Source organism: Stenotrophomonas sp. I18B00994, assembly GCF_014145825.1.
In the GTDB taxonomy this organism is placed as follows: Bacteria; Pseudomonadota; Gammaproteobacteria; order Xanthomonadales; family Xanthomonadaceae; genus Stenotrophomonas; species Stenotrophomonas maltophilia.
The window spans coordinates 13084-30913 of the sequence record NZ_JACIUW010000021.1; the positions used below are offsets into that span (position 1 = coordinate 13084).

Annotated in this window: 14 protein-coding genes; 7 read left to right on the plus strand and 7 right to left on the minus strand. The window is 67.3% G+C overall.

The window, feature by feature from the left end; translation table 11 throughout:
* The first annotated feature begins 6 nt into the window (after window positions 1-6).
* Window positions 7-1659, plus strand: coding sequence for a M28 family metallopeptidase (locus H4O10_RS18255; RefSeq protein ID WP_088470132.1), 1653 nt, complete (start codon window positions 7-9; stop codon window positions 1657-1659).
* Between the two features lie 169 nt (window positions 1660-1828).
* On the opposite strand, the gene H4O10_RS18260 is transcribed toward H4O10_RS18255, so the two are convergent.
* Window positions 1829-2128, minus strand: coding sequence for a hypothetical protein (locus H4O10_RS18260; protein WP_033833623.1), 300 nt, complete (start codon window positions 2126-2128; stop codon window positions 1829-1831).
* A gap of 67 nt (window positions 2129-2195) precedes the next feature.
* On the minus strand, window positions 2196-3530 hold the full coding sequence (locus H4O10_RS18265; protein ID WP_033833624.1) for an MFS transporter: 1335 nt from the start codon (window positions 3528-3530) through the stop codon (window positions 2196-2198).
* 223 nt (window positions 3531-3753) lie between these two features.
* Between H4O10_RS18265 and yedA the strand changes: the two genes are divergently transcribed.
* Window positions 3754-4659, plus strand: a complete 906-nt coding sequence (yedA, locus tag H4O10_RS18270; protein ID WP_043035189.1) for a drug/metabolite exporter YedA — start codon at window positions 3754-3756, stop codon at window positions 4657-4659.
* On the plus strand, window positions 4656-5552 hold the full coding sequence (gene rarD, locus H4O10_RS18275; RefSeq protein ID WP_049454238.1) for an EamA family transporter RarD: 897 nt from the start codon (window positions 4656-4658) through the stop codon (window positions 5550-5552). Before yedA ends, rarD begins: the two co-directional genes overlap by 4 nt.
* Window positions 5553-5759: 207 nt before the next feature.
* Here the strand turns inward: rarD and H4O10_RS18280 are convergent, their stop codons facing one another.
* The 5 genes from H4O10_RS18280 to H4O10_RS18300 form a co-directional block, all read right to left on the minus strand.
* Entirely contained in the window at window positions 5760-8618 is a 2859-nt protein-coding gene (locus H4O10_RS18280) for a TonB-dependent receptor (RefSeq protein WP_005407725.1), read from the minus strand.
* A gap of 391 nt (window positions 8619-9009) precedes the next feature.
* Window positions 9010-10332 (minus strand): ABC transporter permease, encoded by a 1323-nt coding sequence (locus H4O10_RS18285; protein WP_005407726.1) that lies wholly within the window; start codon window positions 10330-10332, stop codon window positions 9010-9012.
* A 13-nt stretch (window positions 10333-10345) separates the two neighbouring features.
* Window positions 10346-11503: an ABC transporter permease gene (locus tag H4O10_RS18290; protein WP_005407727.1), complete on the minus strand. Its 1158-nt coding sequence runs from the start codon at window positions 11501-11503 to the stop codon at window positions 10346-10348.
* A gap of 14 nt (window positions 11504-11517) precedes the next feature.
* Window positions 11518-12207 (minus strand): ABC transporter ATP-binding protein, encoded by a 690-nt coding sequence (locus H4O10_RS18295; protein WP_004137569.1) that lies wholly within the window; start codon window positions 12205-12207, stop codon window positions 11518-11520.
* 102 nt (window positions 12208-12309) lie between these two features.
* A complete protein-coding gene (locus tag H4O10_RS18300) occupies window positions 12310-13563 on the minus strand; it encodes an efflux RND transporter periplasmic adaptor subunit (protein WP_049454240.1) in 1254 nt (417 codons plus the stop codon).
* Window positions 13564-13765: 202 nt separating this feature from the next.
* Here H4O10_RS18300 and H4O10_RS18305 point away from each other — a divergent pair, with 202 nt between their 5' ends.
* The 4 genes from H4O10_RS18305 to H4O10_RS18320 are packed head-to-tail and all read left to right on the plus strand — an operon-like array spanning window position 13766 to window position 17261.
* Window positions 13766-14662 carry an ABC transporter ATP-binding protein gene (locus tag H4O10_RS18305; RefSeq protein WP_049403473.1) on the plus strand — a complete coding sequence of 299 codons (897 nt, stop codon included), beginning with the start codon at window positions 13766-13768 and terminating at the stop codon, window positions 14660-14662.
* Window positions 14659-15441 (plus strand): ABC transporter permease, encoded by a 783-nt coding sequence (locus H4O10_RS18310; protein ID WP_049454242.1) that lies wholly within the window; start codon window positions 14659-14661, stop codon window positions 15439-15441. The genes H4O10_RS18305 and H4O10_RS18310 overlap by 4 nt, the downstream gene beginning before the upstream one ends.
* A gap of 6 nt (window positions 15442-15447) precedes the next feature.
* Complete coding sequence (locus tag H4O10_RS18315) at window positions 15448-16662, plus strand: sensor histidine kinase (RefSeq protein WP_049454244.1); 1215 nt, start codon at window positions 15448-15450, stop codon at window positions 16660-16662.
* On the plus strand, window positions 16659-17261 hold the full coding sequence (locus tag H4O10_RS18320; protein WP_005407733.1) for a response regulator transcription factor: 603 nt from the start codon (window positions 16659-16661) through the stop codon (window positions 17259-17261). The genes H4O10_RS18315 and H4O10_RS18320 overlap by 4 nt, the downstream gene beginning before the upstream one ends.
* Window positions 17262-17830: the final 569 nt, after the last annotated feature.

Consider the following 17830-nt stretch of genomic DNA (forward strand, 5'->3'; position numbering starts at 1 on the left):
AATCCGATGCGCGTGTTGCTGCTGTCGTCCTGCCTGTTTGTCGGCGGCCTGGCCCATGCGGCCAACGACCTCCCGGGTGGCGGCATCGATCCGCAGGCTCTGTCGCGGCACGTGCGTGTGCTGGCATCGGATGAATTCGAGGGTCGCGCGCCGGCCACCGAGGGCGAAGAGCGCACGGTGCAGTACCTGATCGAGCAGTTCCGCAGCTACGGCCTGCAGCCGGGTGGCGTGGATGGCAGCTGGGTGCAGCCGGTGCCGCTGGTGCGCGCGCAGCTGGACGGGCCGGCCAAGGCCAGCCTGTCGCTGAAGCAGGGCAAGCGCGCGCTGGCCAACGGCGTGGACGTGACCCTGCAGAGCCTGCAGCCGCGAAAGCGCGTGCAGATCAAGGACGCGCCACTGGTGTTCGTCGGCTATGGCATCGACGCACCGGAACGCCACTGGAACGACTACAAGGACGTGGACCTGCACGGCAAGATCGCCGTGGTGCTGATCAACGACGCCGATTTCGAGGCCGATGCGCCGGGCGCGTTCGATGGCAAGGCGGTGACCTACTACGGCCGCTGGACCTACAAGTTCGAGGAAGCCGCGCGCCGTGGTGCCGAGGGTGTGCTGATCGTGCACGAGACCGCGCCGGCCGCCTATGGCTGGGCCACGGTGAAGAGCTCGGGCACCTCGCCGCTGTTCGACATCGAACGCGGCCAGGCCGAGGCGATGGCGCAGCACACGCCGCTGCGTGGCTGGATGCAGCGCGAACTTGCCGAGGCGATCTTCGCTGACGCCGGCTTGGACTTCGATGCCGAGAAGCGCAAGGCGATGCGTGCCGACTTCCGCCCGGTGGCACTGGACAACGCGAAGCTGAGCGTGGATTTCGCGCTCAAGCGCGAGCAGGTGGTGACCCGCAACGTGGTGGCCAAGCTGCCCGGTGGTGAACACGCCGACGAGGCGGTGATCTTCTCCGCGCACTGGGATGCCTTCGGAATCGGCCAGGCCGACGCCAAGGGCGACCGCATCCGCCGTGGTGCGATCGACAACGCCACCGGCGTGGCCACGGTGCTGGAACTGGGCCGCGTGTTCGCCGCCGGCCCGCAGCCGCAGCGCACGCTGTACTTCGTGGCCCTCACCGCCGAAGAGAAGGGCCTGCTGGGCGCCAGCTACTACGCCGCGCATCCGCTGGCGCCGCTGGACAAGACCGCTGCAGTGCTGAACATCGAGATGTTCAGCCCGGATGGCGCGACCCGCGACATCGCTTCGTGGGGCAAGGGCCGGGTGTCGCTGGAAGGCGACCTGGAACGCGTGGCCAAGGCCCGCGGTCGCAGCTACAGCCTGGACCCGAACCTGGAGGCCGGCTTCTTCTACCGCGCCGACCACTTCGCCTTTGCCCGCCTGGGCGTGCCGGCGATCACCATCGGCCCGGGCCTGGACAAGCTGGACGGCGGCGTTGAAGCCGGCCGCGCGCTGCGCGAGAAGTACTTCGCCGACTGCTACCACCAGGCCTGCGATGCCTGGACCCCGAGCTGGGATCCGAGCGGCCACGCGGCTGACACTCTGCTGGTCTACGACCTGGGTGCCGAGCTGGCCAACAGCCGCCGCTGGCCGACGTGGGAGAAGGAATCGGAGTTCCGCGGCGCGCGCGACAAGAGCGAAGCGGCCCGCCGCTGAGGCTCGGGACCGGCGAGGTGTCATGTCATTCCGCCGGGGGTAGAGTCGACAGTCAGTCGACTATCGCGCGCAGCGCGGGTTTTTCGGTGCCGACAGAGAGAGCAGTCGACCAACAGTCGACTCTACCGATTGCGGATTGCCGATTGCCATTGCTGGCCAGCGGCCGGCACTACCTGCGCCCGCGCAGCAGCGTCCATGCGCCCCAGCCGGCGGCAGCGAGCGCTGCCAGATAGCACGCCACCATCGTACGCAGGCCAACCGGCGATCCTGCATTGATGCCGCGATGCAGGCGCAGTTGCAGCGAGCTGTGGCCGCTGCCCAGGTCCACCGCCAGCTGCAGCGCCAGCGCGGCGCAGAACACCAGCAGGGCGACCCCGAACCCGGTGCGTGGCCACGCGGCCTGTGCGTTGGGGCGGCGCAGCAGCCAGGCCAGTACCGTGGCTGCGGCCAGCGCCGCCGCGATCCACATCAGTGGCGTGGCGGGAGACGCAGCGGCCACCGGCAGTGCACCGGTGGCCGCGATCAGGGCAACGCGCTTACTTGCGGGTGCCGTCGAGCCAGTTGGGGCCCTTGTTGGTGAGGAAGAACACATAGACCACCAACGATACCGCGATCGTTGCGGTCACGTAGATGGCGAACCAGTCGACGTGGCCTGTCTTCAGCGCGCCCTGGTACAGCAACGGGGCGGTGCCGCCGAACAGCGAGTTGGCCAGCGCGTAACCCAGGCCTACGCCCAGCGCACGCACGTGGGTGGGGAACAGCTCGGCCTTCACCACGGCATTGATCGAGGTGTAGCCGGTGAGGATGACGAAGGCCAGTGCCAGGGTCAGGAACGCCAGCGTGGCGTCGTGCTGGTGCGGCAGCTGGGTGATCAGGTACCAGCTGTACAGCACGCCGCCGACACCGAAGAACACCAGCAGGGTCTTGCGGCCGATGATGTCCGACAGCCAGCCGCCGATCGGCTGCAGCACCATCAGGAACGCCAGCACGCCCAGGTTGATCAGGGTGCCGGTCATCGGGTCGTTGCCCGCGAATGCGCTCTGGATCATTTTCGGGCCGTTCACCGAGTAGGTGTAGAAGGCCACGGTGCCACCGGCGGTGATCAGGAAGCACAGCAGCAGCGGCCGCCACTGGTGCACGAACAGCTCGTACATCGAGCCGGACTTCTGCGCCTTGCCCTCGCGCGCAGCTTCGATCGACGACTCCGACAGCGATTCGTCCATGCCGCGGCGCAGCCAGAACACCACCACCGCGGCGATGCCACCGATGCCGAAGGCGATGCGCCAGCCCCACTCGGAGATCTCCGGCTTGCCCCAGAAGGTCAGCATCAGCAGCAGGGTCAGCTGGGCCAGCACATGGCCGCCAACCAGGGTGACGTAGTGGAAGGAGGACAGGAAGCCGCGACGGCCGGGAATGGCGGCCTCGGACATGTAGGTGGCGCTGGCGCCGTACTCGCCGCCGGTGGCGAAGCCCTGCAGCAGGCGCGCGAACAGCAGGATGACTGCGGCCCAGATGCCGATGCTGGCGGCGGTGGGGGTGATGGCGATCAGGAACGAGCACAGCGCCATCAGCGTGACCGAGACAGTCAGCGCCAACCGACGGCCGTGGCGGTCGGCGAAGCGGCCGAAGAACCAGGCACCGATCGGGCGCATCAGGAACGTGGCGGCGAAGATCGCCCACACGTACATCGTGGAGTTCTTGTCGTCCGGCGAGAAGAACTGCGATTCGAAGTACACGGCGAACACCGAGTACACGTAGACGTCATACCACTCCACCAGGTTGCCGGCGGAGCCTTTGAGGGTGTTGGAGATCGACCTGCGCAGGGCGGCGCGGTCGTTCGCGGGTACGGCAGGTTGGGACGTGGTGCTCATCTGGGTGGGAATCCTCGATGCGGCGCGTCCGTGCGCAGGGAAAACGGCGCCCGGCCTTGGGGCGGCGCGGCCGGGCAGCCCTCTTGGTACTGCATCGGCCGTCAACACGGGGTAGCAGACCAGAGCAGGGTGCATGGATGGATGACAGCGTGCCACCGTCCGGGGTGCCGGACCATACTCAAAACGTCCTAGAATCCGCCTTCCCCCGGCTCCCTGGTGTGTCATGTCGGTTCCCCCCTCTTCGTCTGCGGCTGCCCCCCGGGGTGGCCTTGTCGCGCTGGCATTGCTGCTGGTCTACGTGGTTTGGGGCTCGACCTACCTGGGCATCGCCAAGGCCCTGCACGGCGGCGCGCTGCCGCTGACGATGGTTTCCGGCAGCCGGTTCATCATTGCCGGTGGCCTGATGTTCCTGGCCTTGCGCCTGTTCTGGAAGATGCCGAACCCGACCCTGCGGCAGTGGCGCAACCTGGTGGTGATGGGCGTGACCATGCTGGTGCTGGGCAACGGCATGGTGGTGCTGGCCGAGCGTGAGGTGTCCTCGGGCCTGGCCGCGACAGCGGTGGCCTCGGTGCCGCTGTGGATGGCGCTGTTCTCGGCGCTGCGCGGGCAGCATGCCAGCCGCGGTGAGTGGCTGGGCATCGCCATCGGCTTCCTCGGCGTAGTCTGGCTCAACGCCGGCAGCAGCCTGACGGCCTCGCCGACCGGGCTGGTGCTGCTGCTGATCGCGCCGATCGGCTGGGCCTTCGGTTCGGTGTGGGCGCGCGGCCTGGACCTGCCGGGCCCGTTCATGACCGCCGCCGGGCAGATGATCTGCGGTGGCGTGCTGCTGGTGCTGATCGGCCTGGCGGTCGGCGAGCGCCCGACCACGCTGCCCGATACCGGTGGCCTGCTGGCGATGGCCTACCTGTGCGTGTTCGGTTCCATCGTTGCCTTCACCGCCTACGTCTGGCTGCTGCAGAACGTGCGGCCGGCGCTGGCCGGCAGCTATGCGTACGTCAATCCGGTGATCGCGGTGCTGCTGGGCGCGCTGCTCAACGGCGAGCGCTTCGGCTGGCGCGACCTGCTGGCGATGGCGGTGATTCTCCTGGGTGTGGTGGTGCTGACAATGGCAAGGACGAGAAAGAAGTGAACATGGACGAGAAAGAACAACGCCGGGGCCTGCTGGTCACCGCATCCACCTTCGTGATCTGGGGCCTGGTGCCGGTCTATTGGCACCTGCTCAACGAGGTACCCTCCTTCCAGATCATCGCCCACCGCATCATCTGGAGCACCGTGATGGTGCTGGGCTGGCTCTTGATCAGCTCGCGCCTGGGCTGGTGGCAGAAGATCGCCGCGCAGCCGCGCGCGCTGCCGATCCTGCTGGTGTCGAGCCTGACCATCGCCTTCAACTGGGGCCTGTACATCTGGGCGGTCAACGCCGGCCATGTGATCGAGACCAGCCTGGGCTACTTCATCAACCCGCTGGTGAACGTGCTGCTGGGCGTGCTGGTGCTGAAGGAGCGGCTGCGCCGCCTGCAGTGGGTGGCGGTGGCGATGGCAGCGGTGGGCGTGGCCTGGCTGACCATCGACGCGGGTACGCCGCCGTGGATCGCGCTGGGCCTGGCCTGTTCGTTCGGCCTGTATGGCCTGCTGCGCAAGCTGGTCTCGGTCGATCCGGTGGCCGGCCTGGGCGTGGAGAGCATGTACCTGTTCCTGCCGGCGCTGGCCTTCGCGATCTGGGCGGAAAACGGCCATGGCGGCGCGTTCTTCCATGGCTGGGGCTGGCGCAATGACCTGCTGCTGGTCTTCGGTGGCGCAGTGACCGCAGTGCCGCTGATCGGTTTCGCCTACGGCGTGAAGCGCATCCCGCTGTCGCTGGTCGGCATCCTGCAGTACATCGCGCCGAGCCTGCAGCTGCTGCTGGGCGTGTTCTTCTTCCACGAAGCGTTCGATACTGCCAAGGCGATCGGCTTCGCCGCGATCTGGGCCGGCCTGATCCTGTTCGTCGGTGACAACATCCGCACGATGCGCGCCAAGCGCTAGCGCCGGCGGGGCTGCGGGGTCGGATCCCTCCGCAACGCGGAGGGCTCTGACCCTGTTCTATCCGTCGCGTGGGGTCAGAGCCCTTCGCAGGGTGAAGGGATCCGACCCGCTTCCACCCAAAAAAGAACGGCGCCCCGAAGGGCGCCGTTCTGCTTCCATCCACCGCCAGGAGAGAGAGATGGCGGTGGCGGGAACGCGGTTGCAGGCTTAGAAGCGCTGCTGGTACTTCATGTACATGAAACGACCGATGTCGAAGCCACCGTAGTAGGTGAAGCTGCTGTTCGGCTGGCTGTACATGATCGGACCCTGGTGGTCGAAGACGTTGTTCACGCCCAGCGACACGGTGCCGTCCCACGGCAGGCTGTAACGCACCTGCAGGTCGTGGAAGGTGTTGGAGCCCACCTTGCGGCTCGGCTGCGCATCGGTGTACGGCGAGACGAAGCCGGCCATGTTGCAGTCCGGGCCACCGGCCAGGTCATACGAGCAGGCTTCCTTCATGCCCGAGTAGTAGCGGGCGGTCCAGCCGATGCCCAGGTCGCCGTACTGCCAATCCAGGTTGAAGGTCGAACGCACGCGGAAGTTGCCCTGCCAGCCGGTCTTCTGCTCCACCGGCGTGGTGGCGGCGCTGTCGTTGCGCTGCTCCAGGTAGTCGGTGTAGGTGGTGTTCCAGGTGGCGGCAAAGCGGCCGAACGCGGTTTCCGGCAGGCGGTAACGCAGGCTGAAGTCGTACCCGGCGGTTTCGCGGTAGCCCGCATTGACCAGCGAGCGGTCCAGCGACGTCACCTGACCCAGCGTCTTGGCGCTGGTGGAGCGGGTGAAGCGGCCGCACGCCGAATCCACGCCCTGCACGTAGCACTGGTTGAGGATGTCGGTGGCCGACTCACCCACGATCGCGTTGTCGATGCGGATCTTCCACCAGTCCAGGCTGACGTCCAGGCCCGGCACGAACTCGGGGCTGTACACCAGGCCCACGGTCCAGGTCTTGGCGGTTTCCGGCTTCAGGTTCGCATTGGAACCGGAGTCGAAATCGGCGATGCCCTGCTGGCCCGGACGGTTGGCGACGTTGCCTTCCGACGCGGTCTGCTGGCGGAAGTCCGCCGGCACCTTCAGCGCCTGGCAGCGTGCGGCCACGGTCGCACTGCTGGCAGCGATGCCGAACGAGGTATCGCACGGATCGGTGAACGAATCACGGCTCTTCACCGCACCGCCGTACAGGTCGTCCACGGTCGGCGCACGGAAGCCGGTGCCATAGGTCGCGCGTACCAGCAGGCTGTCGATCGGCTTCCACTTCAGGCCGAACTTGCTGTTGGTGGTCGAACCGAAGGTGTTGTAGTCGGTGTAGCGGCCGGCCAGGTCCAGCGACAGTTCACGCGCGAACGGCATGTCGGCCAGCAGCGGTACCTGCAGCTCCAGGTAGACCTCGTTGAGCGAGTAGTCGCCACGGGTCGGCTGGCCGGTGGTGCCGGCAATCTGGCCCTTCTGCACCATCAGGTCCGGGGTGTAGCTGGCTTCTTCGTTGCGGTGCTCGAAGCCCATCGCGGCCATCACGTCGCCGGCCGGCAGGGTGAACACCGAACCGGAGATGTTGGCGCTGGCGACCTTCGTGGTGCTCTTCATCTTGTCGACGAAGCGGGTGAACAGGTAGTCCTGCACGTCCTGGTTGCTCAGCGAGCCCGGGCCCGCATAGCCCATCGGCGCGGCCGGGTTCCACGGCACGCAGCCGGCGATCACTGCACCCGGGCTGCCGCAGCGTGCCACGGTGCCATCCATGAAGGATGGGCCGACCGCCAGGTCGACGTGCGGCTGGTACATGCTGCCGGTACCGATGCGCTCGCCTTCATTGCGGTTGTACATGTAGCTGACGTTCCAGTCCCAGTAACGCGAACCGGTTTCGAAGCTGCCTTCCAGGCCGATGCTGGCGCGCTTGGTGTCCAGGTTGTTCTCGGTCGCACGCGGCATTTCTTCGGTGCGGTGCGAGAACAGCACGTCCTGGCCCCAGTGGTTGAACGCACTGTCCTTGGACAGGGCAGCACGGGAACCGTTGCGCGCCTGTGCGGTGGACACCGAGTAGGGGTAGCCGGCCAGGTGCTTGGTCGACTCGCGCTTGCTGTACAGCGCGTCGGCCACGATGCGCAGGTCATCGGTGATCGAGAAGCCACCGTTGGCGAACACCGAAGTGCGCTCCAGGCCGCTCAGCAGGCTCATGTTGGTCTTGGTGTTGGCACCATCGGCCGGATTGGGCGTGTGGAAATTGCCCTTCTGGCTCGGGTCGCCGCCCGGGCCCACGGTCAGCGACTTGCCGTCGACAGTGACGCTGCCCCACTGCGTGGTCTGGTTCAGTGCCTTGACGTCGTCGGGATGGCGCGGGCCACCCGGGTAACGGCTGAACTCGCGCTCGCTGCCGAGGATCTCGTCTTCCTTGGTGCGCTCGGCGCCGACGCTGAACCAGCCGCGGTCGAAGGTCTTGCCGAAGGTGGCGCTGTAGGAGCGCTTCTGGCCGTCACCTTCACCGTACTGGCCGACGTAGACGCTGGCTTCGCCACCGTCGAAGTTCTTGCGGGTGATGATGTTGACCACACCGGCGATGGCGTCCGAGCCGTACAGCGCGGACGCGCCATCGGTGAGCACTTCCACGCGCTCGACAATCGCCGAGGGAATCGAAGCCAGGTCGGAGTAGCCACCGGCGCTGACGCCCATGCGGCGGCCGTCGATCAGCACCAGGCTGCGCTCCGGGCCGAGGTTGCGCAGGCTGACGTACGTGCCGCCGAAGTCGCGCGAAGAACTCAGCGACGACGAGCGGCTCAGGCTCGGTGCGCCGGCGGCGGTGACGTCCTGCAGGATGTCGGCGACGTTGATGTAACCCTTCTTCTCGATCTCGGCGCGGCTGAGCGCGACGACCGGCTGTGCGGTCTCGACACTGGCCTGGCGGATGCGCGAGCCGGTGATCTCGATGCGATCGAGGTTGGTCGGGGTATCGCCGGCGCTCTGTGCGAAGGCGGGGGTGGTGCAGCTGGCGGCCAGCGCGATGACGATCGCGTTGCGCAGCGGATTGGTTTTCAGGGACATCCGTGAAATCTCGTGTTTCAGGAAAACAAGCGCCCGTTCTATGGACGCGTGGGGTGCTGCAAACCAACGTGGGGGGGCGATTCTAGAATGTTTCCATTCGTAACTGTTTGCCTCTGCGCCGCGGATGTGCGCGAAAATGAATCGCAACCAACAATCCACAGATGGGATGTGCGCGACGTCACGCGCGTTGCGTTCTCGATGGGCAGAGGCATCGATAGCGGCGTATTTCCCGCAATCTGTAGCCGTGCGCGTGCGCCGGCATCCATCCACGCATGGCGTGGATCTACTGGACGTTCTGGCTCACCAGCAAGCGTGGATGACGCGCAAAATAAAAGGGACGGAGTCTTCGCTCCGTCCCCTGCGTGATGCGCAGTCCACCGCTGCGTGATGCTCAGGTTTCTCGCAACGCCGTGGTGATCGGCAAACGGGCCGCGCGCAGCGCCGGGAACAGGCCGCCGACCAGGCCGATGCCCAGCGCCCATTTCAGTCCGGTCCACAGCAGTTCCGGCGACACATGGAACTTGAACACCACCGCGCTGAAGTTGCTGCCGATGGTGGACACGCTGTAGCCATTGAACAGCAGCCACGCCACCGCACACCCCAGAAGGCCACCCAGCAACGCCAGCAGCATGGTCTCCAGCATCACCGCCGTCACCACCGGCAGGCCGCGGAAGCCGATCGCGCGCATGGTGGCGATCTCGCGCGCACGGGTGGCCACGGCCGCATACATGGTGTTGAGTGCGCCGAACACTGCACCCACCGCCATGATCGTGCCGATGACCTTGCCGAGGATGTCGATCAGCTTGGTCAGCCCGCCGCCCTGCTTGCTGTAGTAGACACGGGTGGTTTCCACGTCCAGTTTCAGGCGCGGGTCGGCGGCGACCGCTGCCTTGAACTGCTCGAAGCCGGCCTTGCCATCGGTACGCACGCTGATCGACTGCCAGGCGCTGCGCTGGTAGGTGGTGGCCAGCGTATCGGCGTCGGTCCACAGCTCCGAATCGTGCGCATCGCCGGTGGCGAACACGCCGACCACGGTCCAGGTCTGGTTGCCCAGGGTCAGCGTCCTGCCCACGTCCATGTCGCGGAACTGGCCCTTGGCACCCTGGCCGACCACGATCTCGCGCAGGCCGGCTGCGAACTTGCGGCCTTCGATGATCTTGACCTTGTCATGCACGGCCCAGGCCTGCGGACCAACGCCGCGGAACTGCGCGTTGACGTCGGTGCCGTCGGACTTCGATACCAGGTTGACCACCTGCGACAGCTCCGGCGACAGCAGCGGCCGGCCTTCGCCATCGCGGCTGATGCCGGGCAGGGTGGACAACGTCGGCACCTGCTCGCGGGTGATCACCGAGTTGGTCTCGGCCTGCGAGCCGCCGCGCAGCACGATGGCGGTGGTGTCGTCGCCGGTGTTGTTGAGCGTGGCCTGGAAGCCTTCGCCCATCGCCAGCATCGCCACCAGCACGCCGACCACGCCGGCGATGCCGACCACGATCACCGAGGACGCGCCCCAGCGCTGCGGCAGGCTGGCCACGCCGATGCGGGTGGCGGCCAGCGCCAACCGTCCGCCACGGGTCAGCAGCAGCCACAGTGCCACCAGCACGGCCACGGCCAGCACGCCGAACCACGGCAGGCTGATCCACAGCACCAGGCCGATCACCAGCAGCAGCACCGTCAGGCCGTTGCCCAGCCATTTCTTGAGTTTGCTCTTGAACATGTCGGTGTCCTCCTCAGCGGCCGGCCAGTGCGTCGACGATCTTCAGGCGCTTGGCACGCAGCGCCGGCAACAACCCGACGATGATGCCGATCACCACGATCAGGCCCAGCCCCATCAGCCAGGTCGGCGTCGGTACGTGTGGCGGCAGCATGCCCATGCTCTTCGGGCCGATCGCCGGCAGGATCAGTGCGGCCAGGCCCATGCCGATCAGGCCGCCCAGGCCGATCAGCAGCACCGACTCCACCATCACCAGGGTCAGCACGGTGCTGTCCTTGAAGCCCAGCGTCTTCAGCGTGGCCAGCTCCGGCACACGTTCGCGCACCGCCTGCGCCATGGTGTTGCCGGTCAACAGCAGCAGGGTGAAGAACACCGCGCCCATGATTGAAGTGACGATCATGCCGATGTCGGCGAACTGCTTGACGAAGGCCTGCTGGAACGCCGACTCGGTCTGGGTCTTGGTCTCGTGGTCGGAGTTGGCCGAGATTGCATCAATGGCCTGCGCTACCCGCGAGGAATGATCCGGGTTGTCCAGCGTCACCGTGTACCAGCTCACCTGGTTCTTGATGTAGTCGTTGGATTCATCGAAGTACTTCCAGTTCATCATCAACTGGCGTTCTTCGTTGGCCGCCAGCGCTCGGTCCTTGGAACGGTAGATGCCCTTCAGTTCCAGCGGCCAGTCGTTGCTGCCGCCGCGCGGGAAGATCGTGGCCTGCAACGGGATGGTGTCGCCGATCTTCCAGCCGAACTGCTTGGCCAGCGATTCGCCGACGATGGCGCCGGTGCGGGTCTGCTTCCAGTCCTCCAGCTGGGCCGGATCGATCTGCAGCTCGCGGTAGACATCGAAGTAGTTGGGCGACACCGAGAAGTTCGGGAAGAAGTTCTTTGGATCCTGGTAGATGCCGCCGAACCACATGCCGTAGGCCACGTCGCGCACGCCGGCCACCTGGCGGATCTGGGTTTCCAGGCGGATCGGCAGCGACTGGGTGATCGACAGCCGCGAGGCCACCACCAGGCGGTTGGCGCCTTCCACGCTGCCGCCGGACGAGAACGCCACGCGCACCGAGTCGAGCATGCCGAACAGCAGGAACGCGGCCACCACCGACAGCAGGGTCAACAGGGTGCGCGTGCGGCTGCGGAACAGCTGCGCCCACACCAACGAGAAGTATTTCATCGCCGTGGCCTCCGTCAGTGGGCCAGCGGCGCGTCGGCCAGCTCGCCCTTGTCCAGGTGCACCGTGTGCGTGGCGTACTCGGCGGCCTTCGGGTCATGGGTGACCATGATGATGGTCTTGCCGTGTTCGCGGTTGAGCTGCTGCAGCAGGCCGAGGATCTCCTCGGCGGACTGGCGGTCGAGGTCGCCGGTGGGTTCGTCGCAGATCAGGAAGGTCGGGTCGGAGACGATCGCCCGCGCGATCGCCACGCGCTGCTGCTGGCCGCCGGACAGTTCATTGGGGCGATGGCTGCGGCGGTCGGCCAGGCCGACCAGGGTCAGCGCGATCTCGGCATTGCGGCGGCGCTGCGCGGCATTGAGATGGGTCAGCAGCAGCGGCAGCTCCACGTTCTTCTGCGCGGTCAGCATCGGCATCAGGTTGTAGAACTGGAACACGAAGCCGACGTGGTGGCTGCGCCAGGTCGACAGCTGGCCGCCGCTCATCTGGTCGATGCGTTCGCCTTCGATGCTGATCTCGCCGCCGCTGGGGTTGTCCAGGCCGCCGATCAGGTTGAGCAGGGTGGTCTTGCCCGAGCCGGACGGGCCCATCAGCGCGACGAAGTCGCCGCTGGCGATGTCCAGGTCGATGCCGTGCAGCACCTGCACTTTCTCGGGGCCACGCTGGTAGGTCTTGGTGATGTTGCGCAGTGAAACCAGGGTCGACATGGGTGGTTCTCCACGGAAGGCGGGAAACGGGGAAGCGCACCTGCGGTGGCCGCAGGCGTGCGTCGAGCGGTGCTGCCGGCGGCGCCCATGGGCGCCAGGCCGTTACTGCGCTTGTTTCTGTTGCACCTTGGCGCCATCGCGCAGGGTGTCCGGCGGGTTCACCACCACCGACTCACCCGCGCTGACGCCCTTGAGGATCTGGCGGTCCTTGCCCATCGCCTGGCCGGCCTCGACCGTGCGCTGCTGCACGCGGCTCTGGTCGCCCAGTACGAAGGTCACCGAGGCGCCCTCGCGCTGGACCACCGCGCCAGCCGGCATGCGCACGCCCTGCGGTTTGGCGTCCGCCTGCGGCTGCGCCTGCTCCAGGAAGCTGACCCGCACGCCCATCTCCGGCACGATGCGCGGGTCCTTCACCTTCAGCGCCACGCGCACCTTCACCGTGGCCTTGCCGCGGTCGGCAGTGGGGATGATGGCGATGACCTCGCCCGGAATCTTCCACTCCGGATAAGCGTTGAGCGTGGCTTCCACCGGCATCTTCGGTTGCACGCGGCCGATGAATGCCTCACCGACCTCGACTTCGATCTCCAGCGAGTCCATGTCGACGATGGTGCCGATGCCGGTACGGGTGAAACCACCGCCCGCCGACAGCGGCGAAACGATTTCGCCCGGCTGCGCGGCCTTGGCGGTGACCACGCCGGAGAACGGCGCGCGCACGATGTTGTTGTCCACGCCCAGATCGGCAATGGCCAGCTGGTCGTTGGCGACCTTGACGTTGCGCTGGGCCGTTTCCAGCTGCGCACGCAGGCTGTCACGCTGGGCCACGGCCTGGTCGTACTGCGAACGTGACACCAGTTGCTGGTCGACCAGCGCCTGCAGGCGGCTGGCTTCTGCGGCGGCCTGCTTCTGCTGTGCCTCCAGCCCGGCCACCTGACTGCGCGCGGCCTGCAACTGCGAGGCATACAGGCTGCGCTGCGCATCGGCATCGATCGGATCCAGGGTGGCCATCACCTGGCCGGCTTCGACCCGCATGCCTTCCTCGATCATCACCTCGCGCACCTTGCCGGTGATCTTGGCCGAGACCGTGGCCATGCGCCGGGCGACCACGTAGCCACTGGCATCGAGCACCGAACTGCTGGCGCTGCCCTGCTGGATGGCCACTGCGGGCGCGGTTTCCACTTCCACGGCCGGCGCGCGGCCGAGCAGGAAGGCCACGGCAGCGGCGATCAGCAGCACGACCACGATGATCGCGATCCACAGCCAACGACGGCCACCGCCATTGCTGCCACCACCGGAGGCGGGCGGCGGCGACTTGCGGTCGATACGGAGTTCCTTCAACAGCTCGGCAGAAGCGTTCATTCGTTCCATCACAGGCGTTCGGGCGGGTGTGGCCGGAAGCGCGGACGGCGGCGGTTCCGGCGGTGGAGCGTGCGGCACAGCATGAAGGCTGGCACAGCGATGACGGCAGTGACAGCTGTCATCCGATGACACTGACGGCGGCAACTGCGAAATGTGACCACGGCGGCACAGGATGGCAACGTCCCCGCTACCGGTACCGCCCATGGATCCGATCGCCCCGTCGCTGGCCCGCCTGCAGCAGGTGCAGGTGCGCTACCGCGACCATACCGCCCTGCAGGGCATCGACCTGCAGGTCCGCGCTGGCCAGGTGCTGGCATTGCTGGGCCGCAACGGTGCCGGCAAGAGTACCGCGATCAGCGTGCTGTTGGGCCTGCGCCGCGCCGATGCCGGCCAGGTCGAGCTGCTCGGTGGCGACCCGCAGCAGCGCAGCAGCCGCCTCGGCCTGGGCGTGATGCTGCAGAGCACCAGCCTGCCGCCGATGCTGCAGGTGGACGAACTGGTGGCGCAGGCCAGCGCCTGCTATCCGGACCCGATGCCGCTGCAGGAGGTGCTGCAGCGCGCAGGCCTGCAGGCACTGGCAGGCCGTCGCTACGGTCAGCTGTCCGGTGGCCAGCAGCGCGCGGTGCAGTTCGCCATCGCGCTGTGTGGTCGCCCGCGCGTGCTGTTCCTGGACGAGCCCACCACCGGCCTGGACATCCAGGCGCGGCAGGCGATGTGGCAGGCGATCCGGCAGCTGGTGGCCGAAGGCTGCGGCGTGCTGCTGACCACCCACTATCTGGAAGAGGCCGAAGCGCTGGCGCAGCAGGTGGTGGTGCTGGAGCAGGGCCGGGTGCTGGCCGACGCACCGTTGAGCGAGCTGCGCCTGGCCGATCGGCCGCGCCGCATCCGCTGCCGCAGCGTGTTGACTGTTGAAGACGTACAGCAGTGGCCGGGCGTGCAGCAGGTGCAGCGTGATGGCGAGCACCTGCAGTTGATGGCAAGCCCGGCCGAGCCGGTGGTGGCGCGCCTGCTGGCCGCCGATGCACAGCTGCGTGAGCTGGAAGTACAGGGCGCGGCACTGGCCGACGCTTTCCTCGACATGACCCGGGAGGCCGCATGAACACGATGACCCGTACCGGCACTACACCCGCGCCGGTATCGGCGTGGCGCCAGGCCTTGCGCCCGTACGGCGCTGAACTGGTGGCCGAGCTGCGCCGCGCCTGGCGTACACCCGCCTTCGCGGTGCCTTCGCTGCTGTTCCCGGTGCTGTTCTACCTGTTGTTCGGCGTGCTGTTGGGCCGCGGCCATGCACCGCTCTACCTGCTGGCCACCTACTGCGTGTTCGGTGCGATGGCCCCGGCCCTGTTCGGCTTCGGCGTGCAGCTGGCGCTGGACCGTGAAGGCGGCCTGCTGACCCTCAAGCGAGCGCTGCCGATGCCGGCGGCGGCACCGTTGCTGGCGCGACTGGCGATGGCCGTGATGTTCGCGTTGCTGGTAGCCGCCCTGTTGATCGGGGTGGCGCGCGCGCTGGGTGGCGTGCAGCTGCAGCCAGTGCAGATGCTGCAGCTGCTGGCGGTGGCGGGCCTGGCAGCGCTGCCGCTGGGGGCGATCGGCCTGCTGATCGGCAGTCATGTCAGTGCCAGCGCGGCGCCGGCGATGGTCAACCTGGTCTACCTGCCGCTGGCCCTGCTGTCAGGCCTGTGGCTGCCGTTGTCGGCGCTGCCCAAGGTGTTCTCGATGATGGCACCGCTGTGGCCAACCTGGCATCTGGCGCAGCTGGCGCTGCCGGTGGTCGGGCTGCCGTCGGTGGGCGGCATGGCTGGCCACCTGCTGGTGCTGCTGGCGGTCACGGTGGTGGCGCTGCTGCTTGCGCGCCGCCGCCTGCGCCGGATCGGCTGAACTGGCATGATCGGCAGCGATCATTCCCGCCTGGATTCTTCCGTGTCGTCGAGCTGGCTTGCCTCCCTGCTGCGCCCCGCGCCGGACTCGGCGGTGGCCGACCTGCTGCGGCGTGGCAAGTCGCCCTGGAGCGGTGCGATCCACCTGCTGTGGTCGGTCTGGATCTTCCTCACCCCGGTGCTCGGCAATGGCTTCACGGTGCGCTGGCTGCTGCTGACCGTGGCCAGCTATCCGCTGTTCCTGCTGCTCTATGCGAAGGTGATGCTGGCGCCACGGCACCACGCATGGCGCTATGCGCTGGGCATGATCCTGATGGCCCTGGTGCTGCTGCCGTGGTATCCGTCGGGACTGAGCTACTTCGTGTTCGGTTGCGTGATGATCCGCATGAGCAGCCGTGGCGGCTGGTGGGTGTACCTGTTGCAGCTCACCGGCCTGAACCTGTTGTTCTGCGGCGCTGCGCTCTACGTCGGTTATCCGTGGCAAGCCATGGTGTGGATGCCGGCCGTGTCGTTCATCGTCGGCCTGGTGGTGAACGTGGAGGCCTTGAGCCATCAACGGGACGTTGCCCTGCAGCTGTCCCAGGACGAGGTGCGGCGGCTGGCCACTACCGCCGAGCGCGAGCGCATCGGCCGCGATCTGCATGACCTGCTGGGCCACACGCTGTCGCTGATCACGCTGAAGCTGGAGCTGGCGCGCAAGCTGTACGACCGTGATGACGCGCGCGCGCGGCAGGAGATCGGCGAAGCCGAGGCGATCGCCCGCGAGGCGCTGGCCCAGGTGCGCAGTGCGGTGACCGGCATCCGCGCCAGCGACCTGGCTGGCGAGCTGGCCTCGGCGCGGCTGCTGCTGGAATGCCAGCAGGTACACCTGCAGTACACACCGCCGCTGCCGATGCCGGTCGACGTGGAACGTGGGCTGGCGCTGGTGCTGCGCGAGGCTGCGACCAACATCGTGCGCCACGCGCAGGCGACCCGGGTGCAGGTGGATTTCATGCTTGAGGAACGACAGTTGGTGATGCAGATACGCGATGACGGCCGCGGTGGCGTACAGGCCGAGGGCAACGGATTGTGTGGCATGCGCGAACGGGCGATGGCGCTGGGCGGCCAGTTGTCACTGCAGTCGCCGCGCGGCGAAGGCACCCTAGTGACCGTGCGCGTGCCACTGGTGGCCGCGACCACGCCGCTGTCGTCAGCATCATTGGCACGGGATGGTGCCGCATGATCCGCATCCTGCTGGCCGAAGACCAGGCGATGGTACGCGGTGCATTGTCGGCGCTGCTGGGCCTGGAGCCGGACATCGAGGTGCTGGGCAGCGCTGCTGACGGCGAGGCGGCGTGGCGCATGCTGCAGCAGCTGCAGCCGGACATTCTGGTCACTGACATCGAAATGCCTGGCCTGTCCGGGCTGGAACTGGCCCAGCGCATCGCCCGCCACGAGTTGCCGATCAAGGTCGTGATCGTGACTACCTTCGCCCGTGCCGGCTTCCTGCGCCGCGCGCTGGAAGCGGGCGTGCTGGGCTACCTGCTGAAGGACGCACCGGCCGAGAACCTGGCCGATGCCCTGCGCAAGGTGAAACAGGGCATCCGCGCGATCGACCCGCAGCTGGCACTGGATGCGTGGTCGCAGGCCGACCCGCTGACCGACCGCGAACGCCGCGTGCTGCGGCTGGCGGGCGAGGGCCGTACCGCCAGCGAGATTGCCGAGCAGCTGGGGTTGTCGCATGGCACGGTGCGCAATTACCTGTCCGAGTGCATCGGCAAGCTGGGGGTGGCCAACCGGATCGAGGCGTACCGGCTGGCGCGGCAGAAGGGATGGTTGTAGCGGCGCCCAGCTGTTCCCAATGATGTCGTTTCCGCGACCGCGGGTGGGTGTCACTTTCTTTGCGCGCAAAGAAAGTAACCAAAGAAACGCTCCGCCGGCCGCGAGCCGGCGTGCTTCGCACGCCGGTGCCCTGCGCTCCTCGGTCCGTCGAGGGACGGCGCGGGAACTCGCTGCGCTCAGACACCCGCACCTCTTCGCCCTCGCCGGACCTGCGGTGCTCGGCTCGCTCAAGGCGGACTTGAAGGGCAAGATCAACAACAAGAGCATTCACGCGCGGCGTGGATCTACGGGGTGCAGCTTTTGCCTTTGACGTCGGGTCCGCCTTTTAGCGAGCCGAGCATCGCAGGGGAATCAGGGGCGTAGAGGCGCCGATGTCTGAGCGCAGCGAGTTCGGCGCCGTCCCCTGATTCACCGAGAAGCGCAGGGCACCGGTGCGCAGCACCGGCTCGCGATCTGGCGGCGTGTTTCTTTGGTTACTTTCTTGATGGCGCACATCCATGTGCGCCACCCTACGGGCCGGCTACGCCGTTCCACGCTGCTCCTGCAGCGTGGTGCACGAGCAAAGAAAG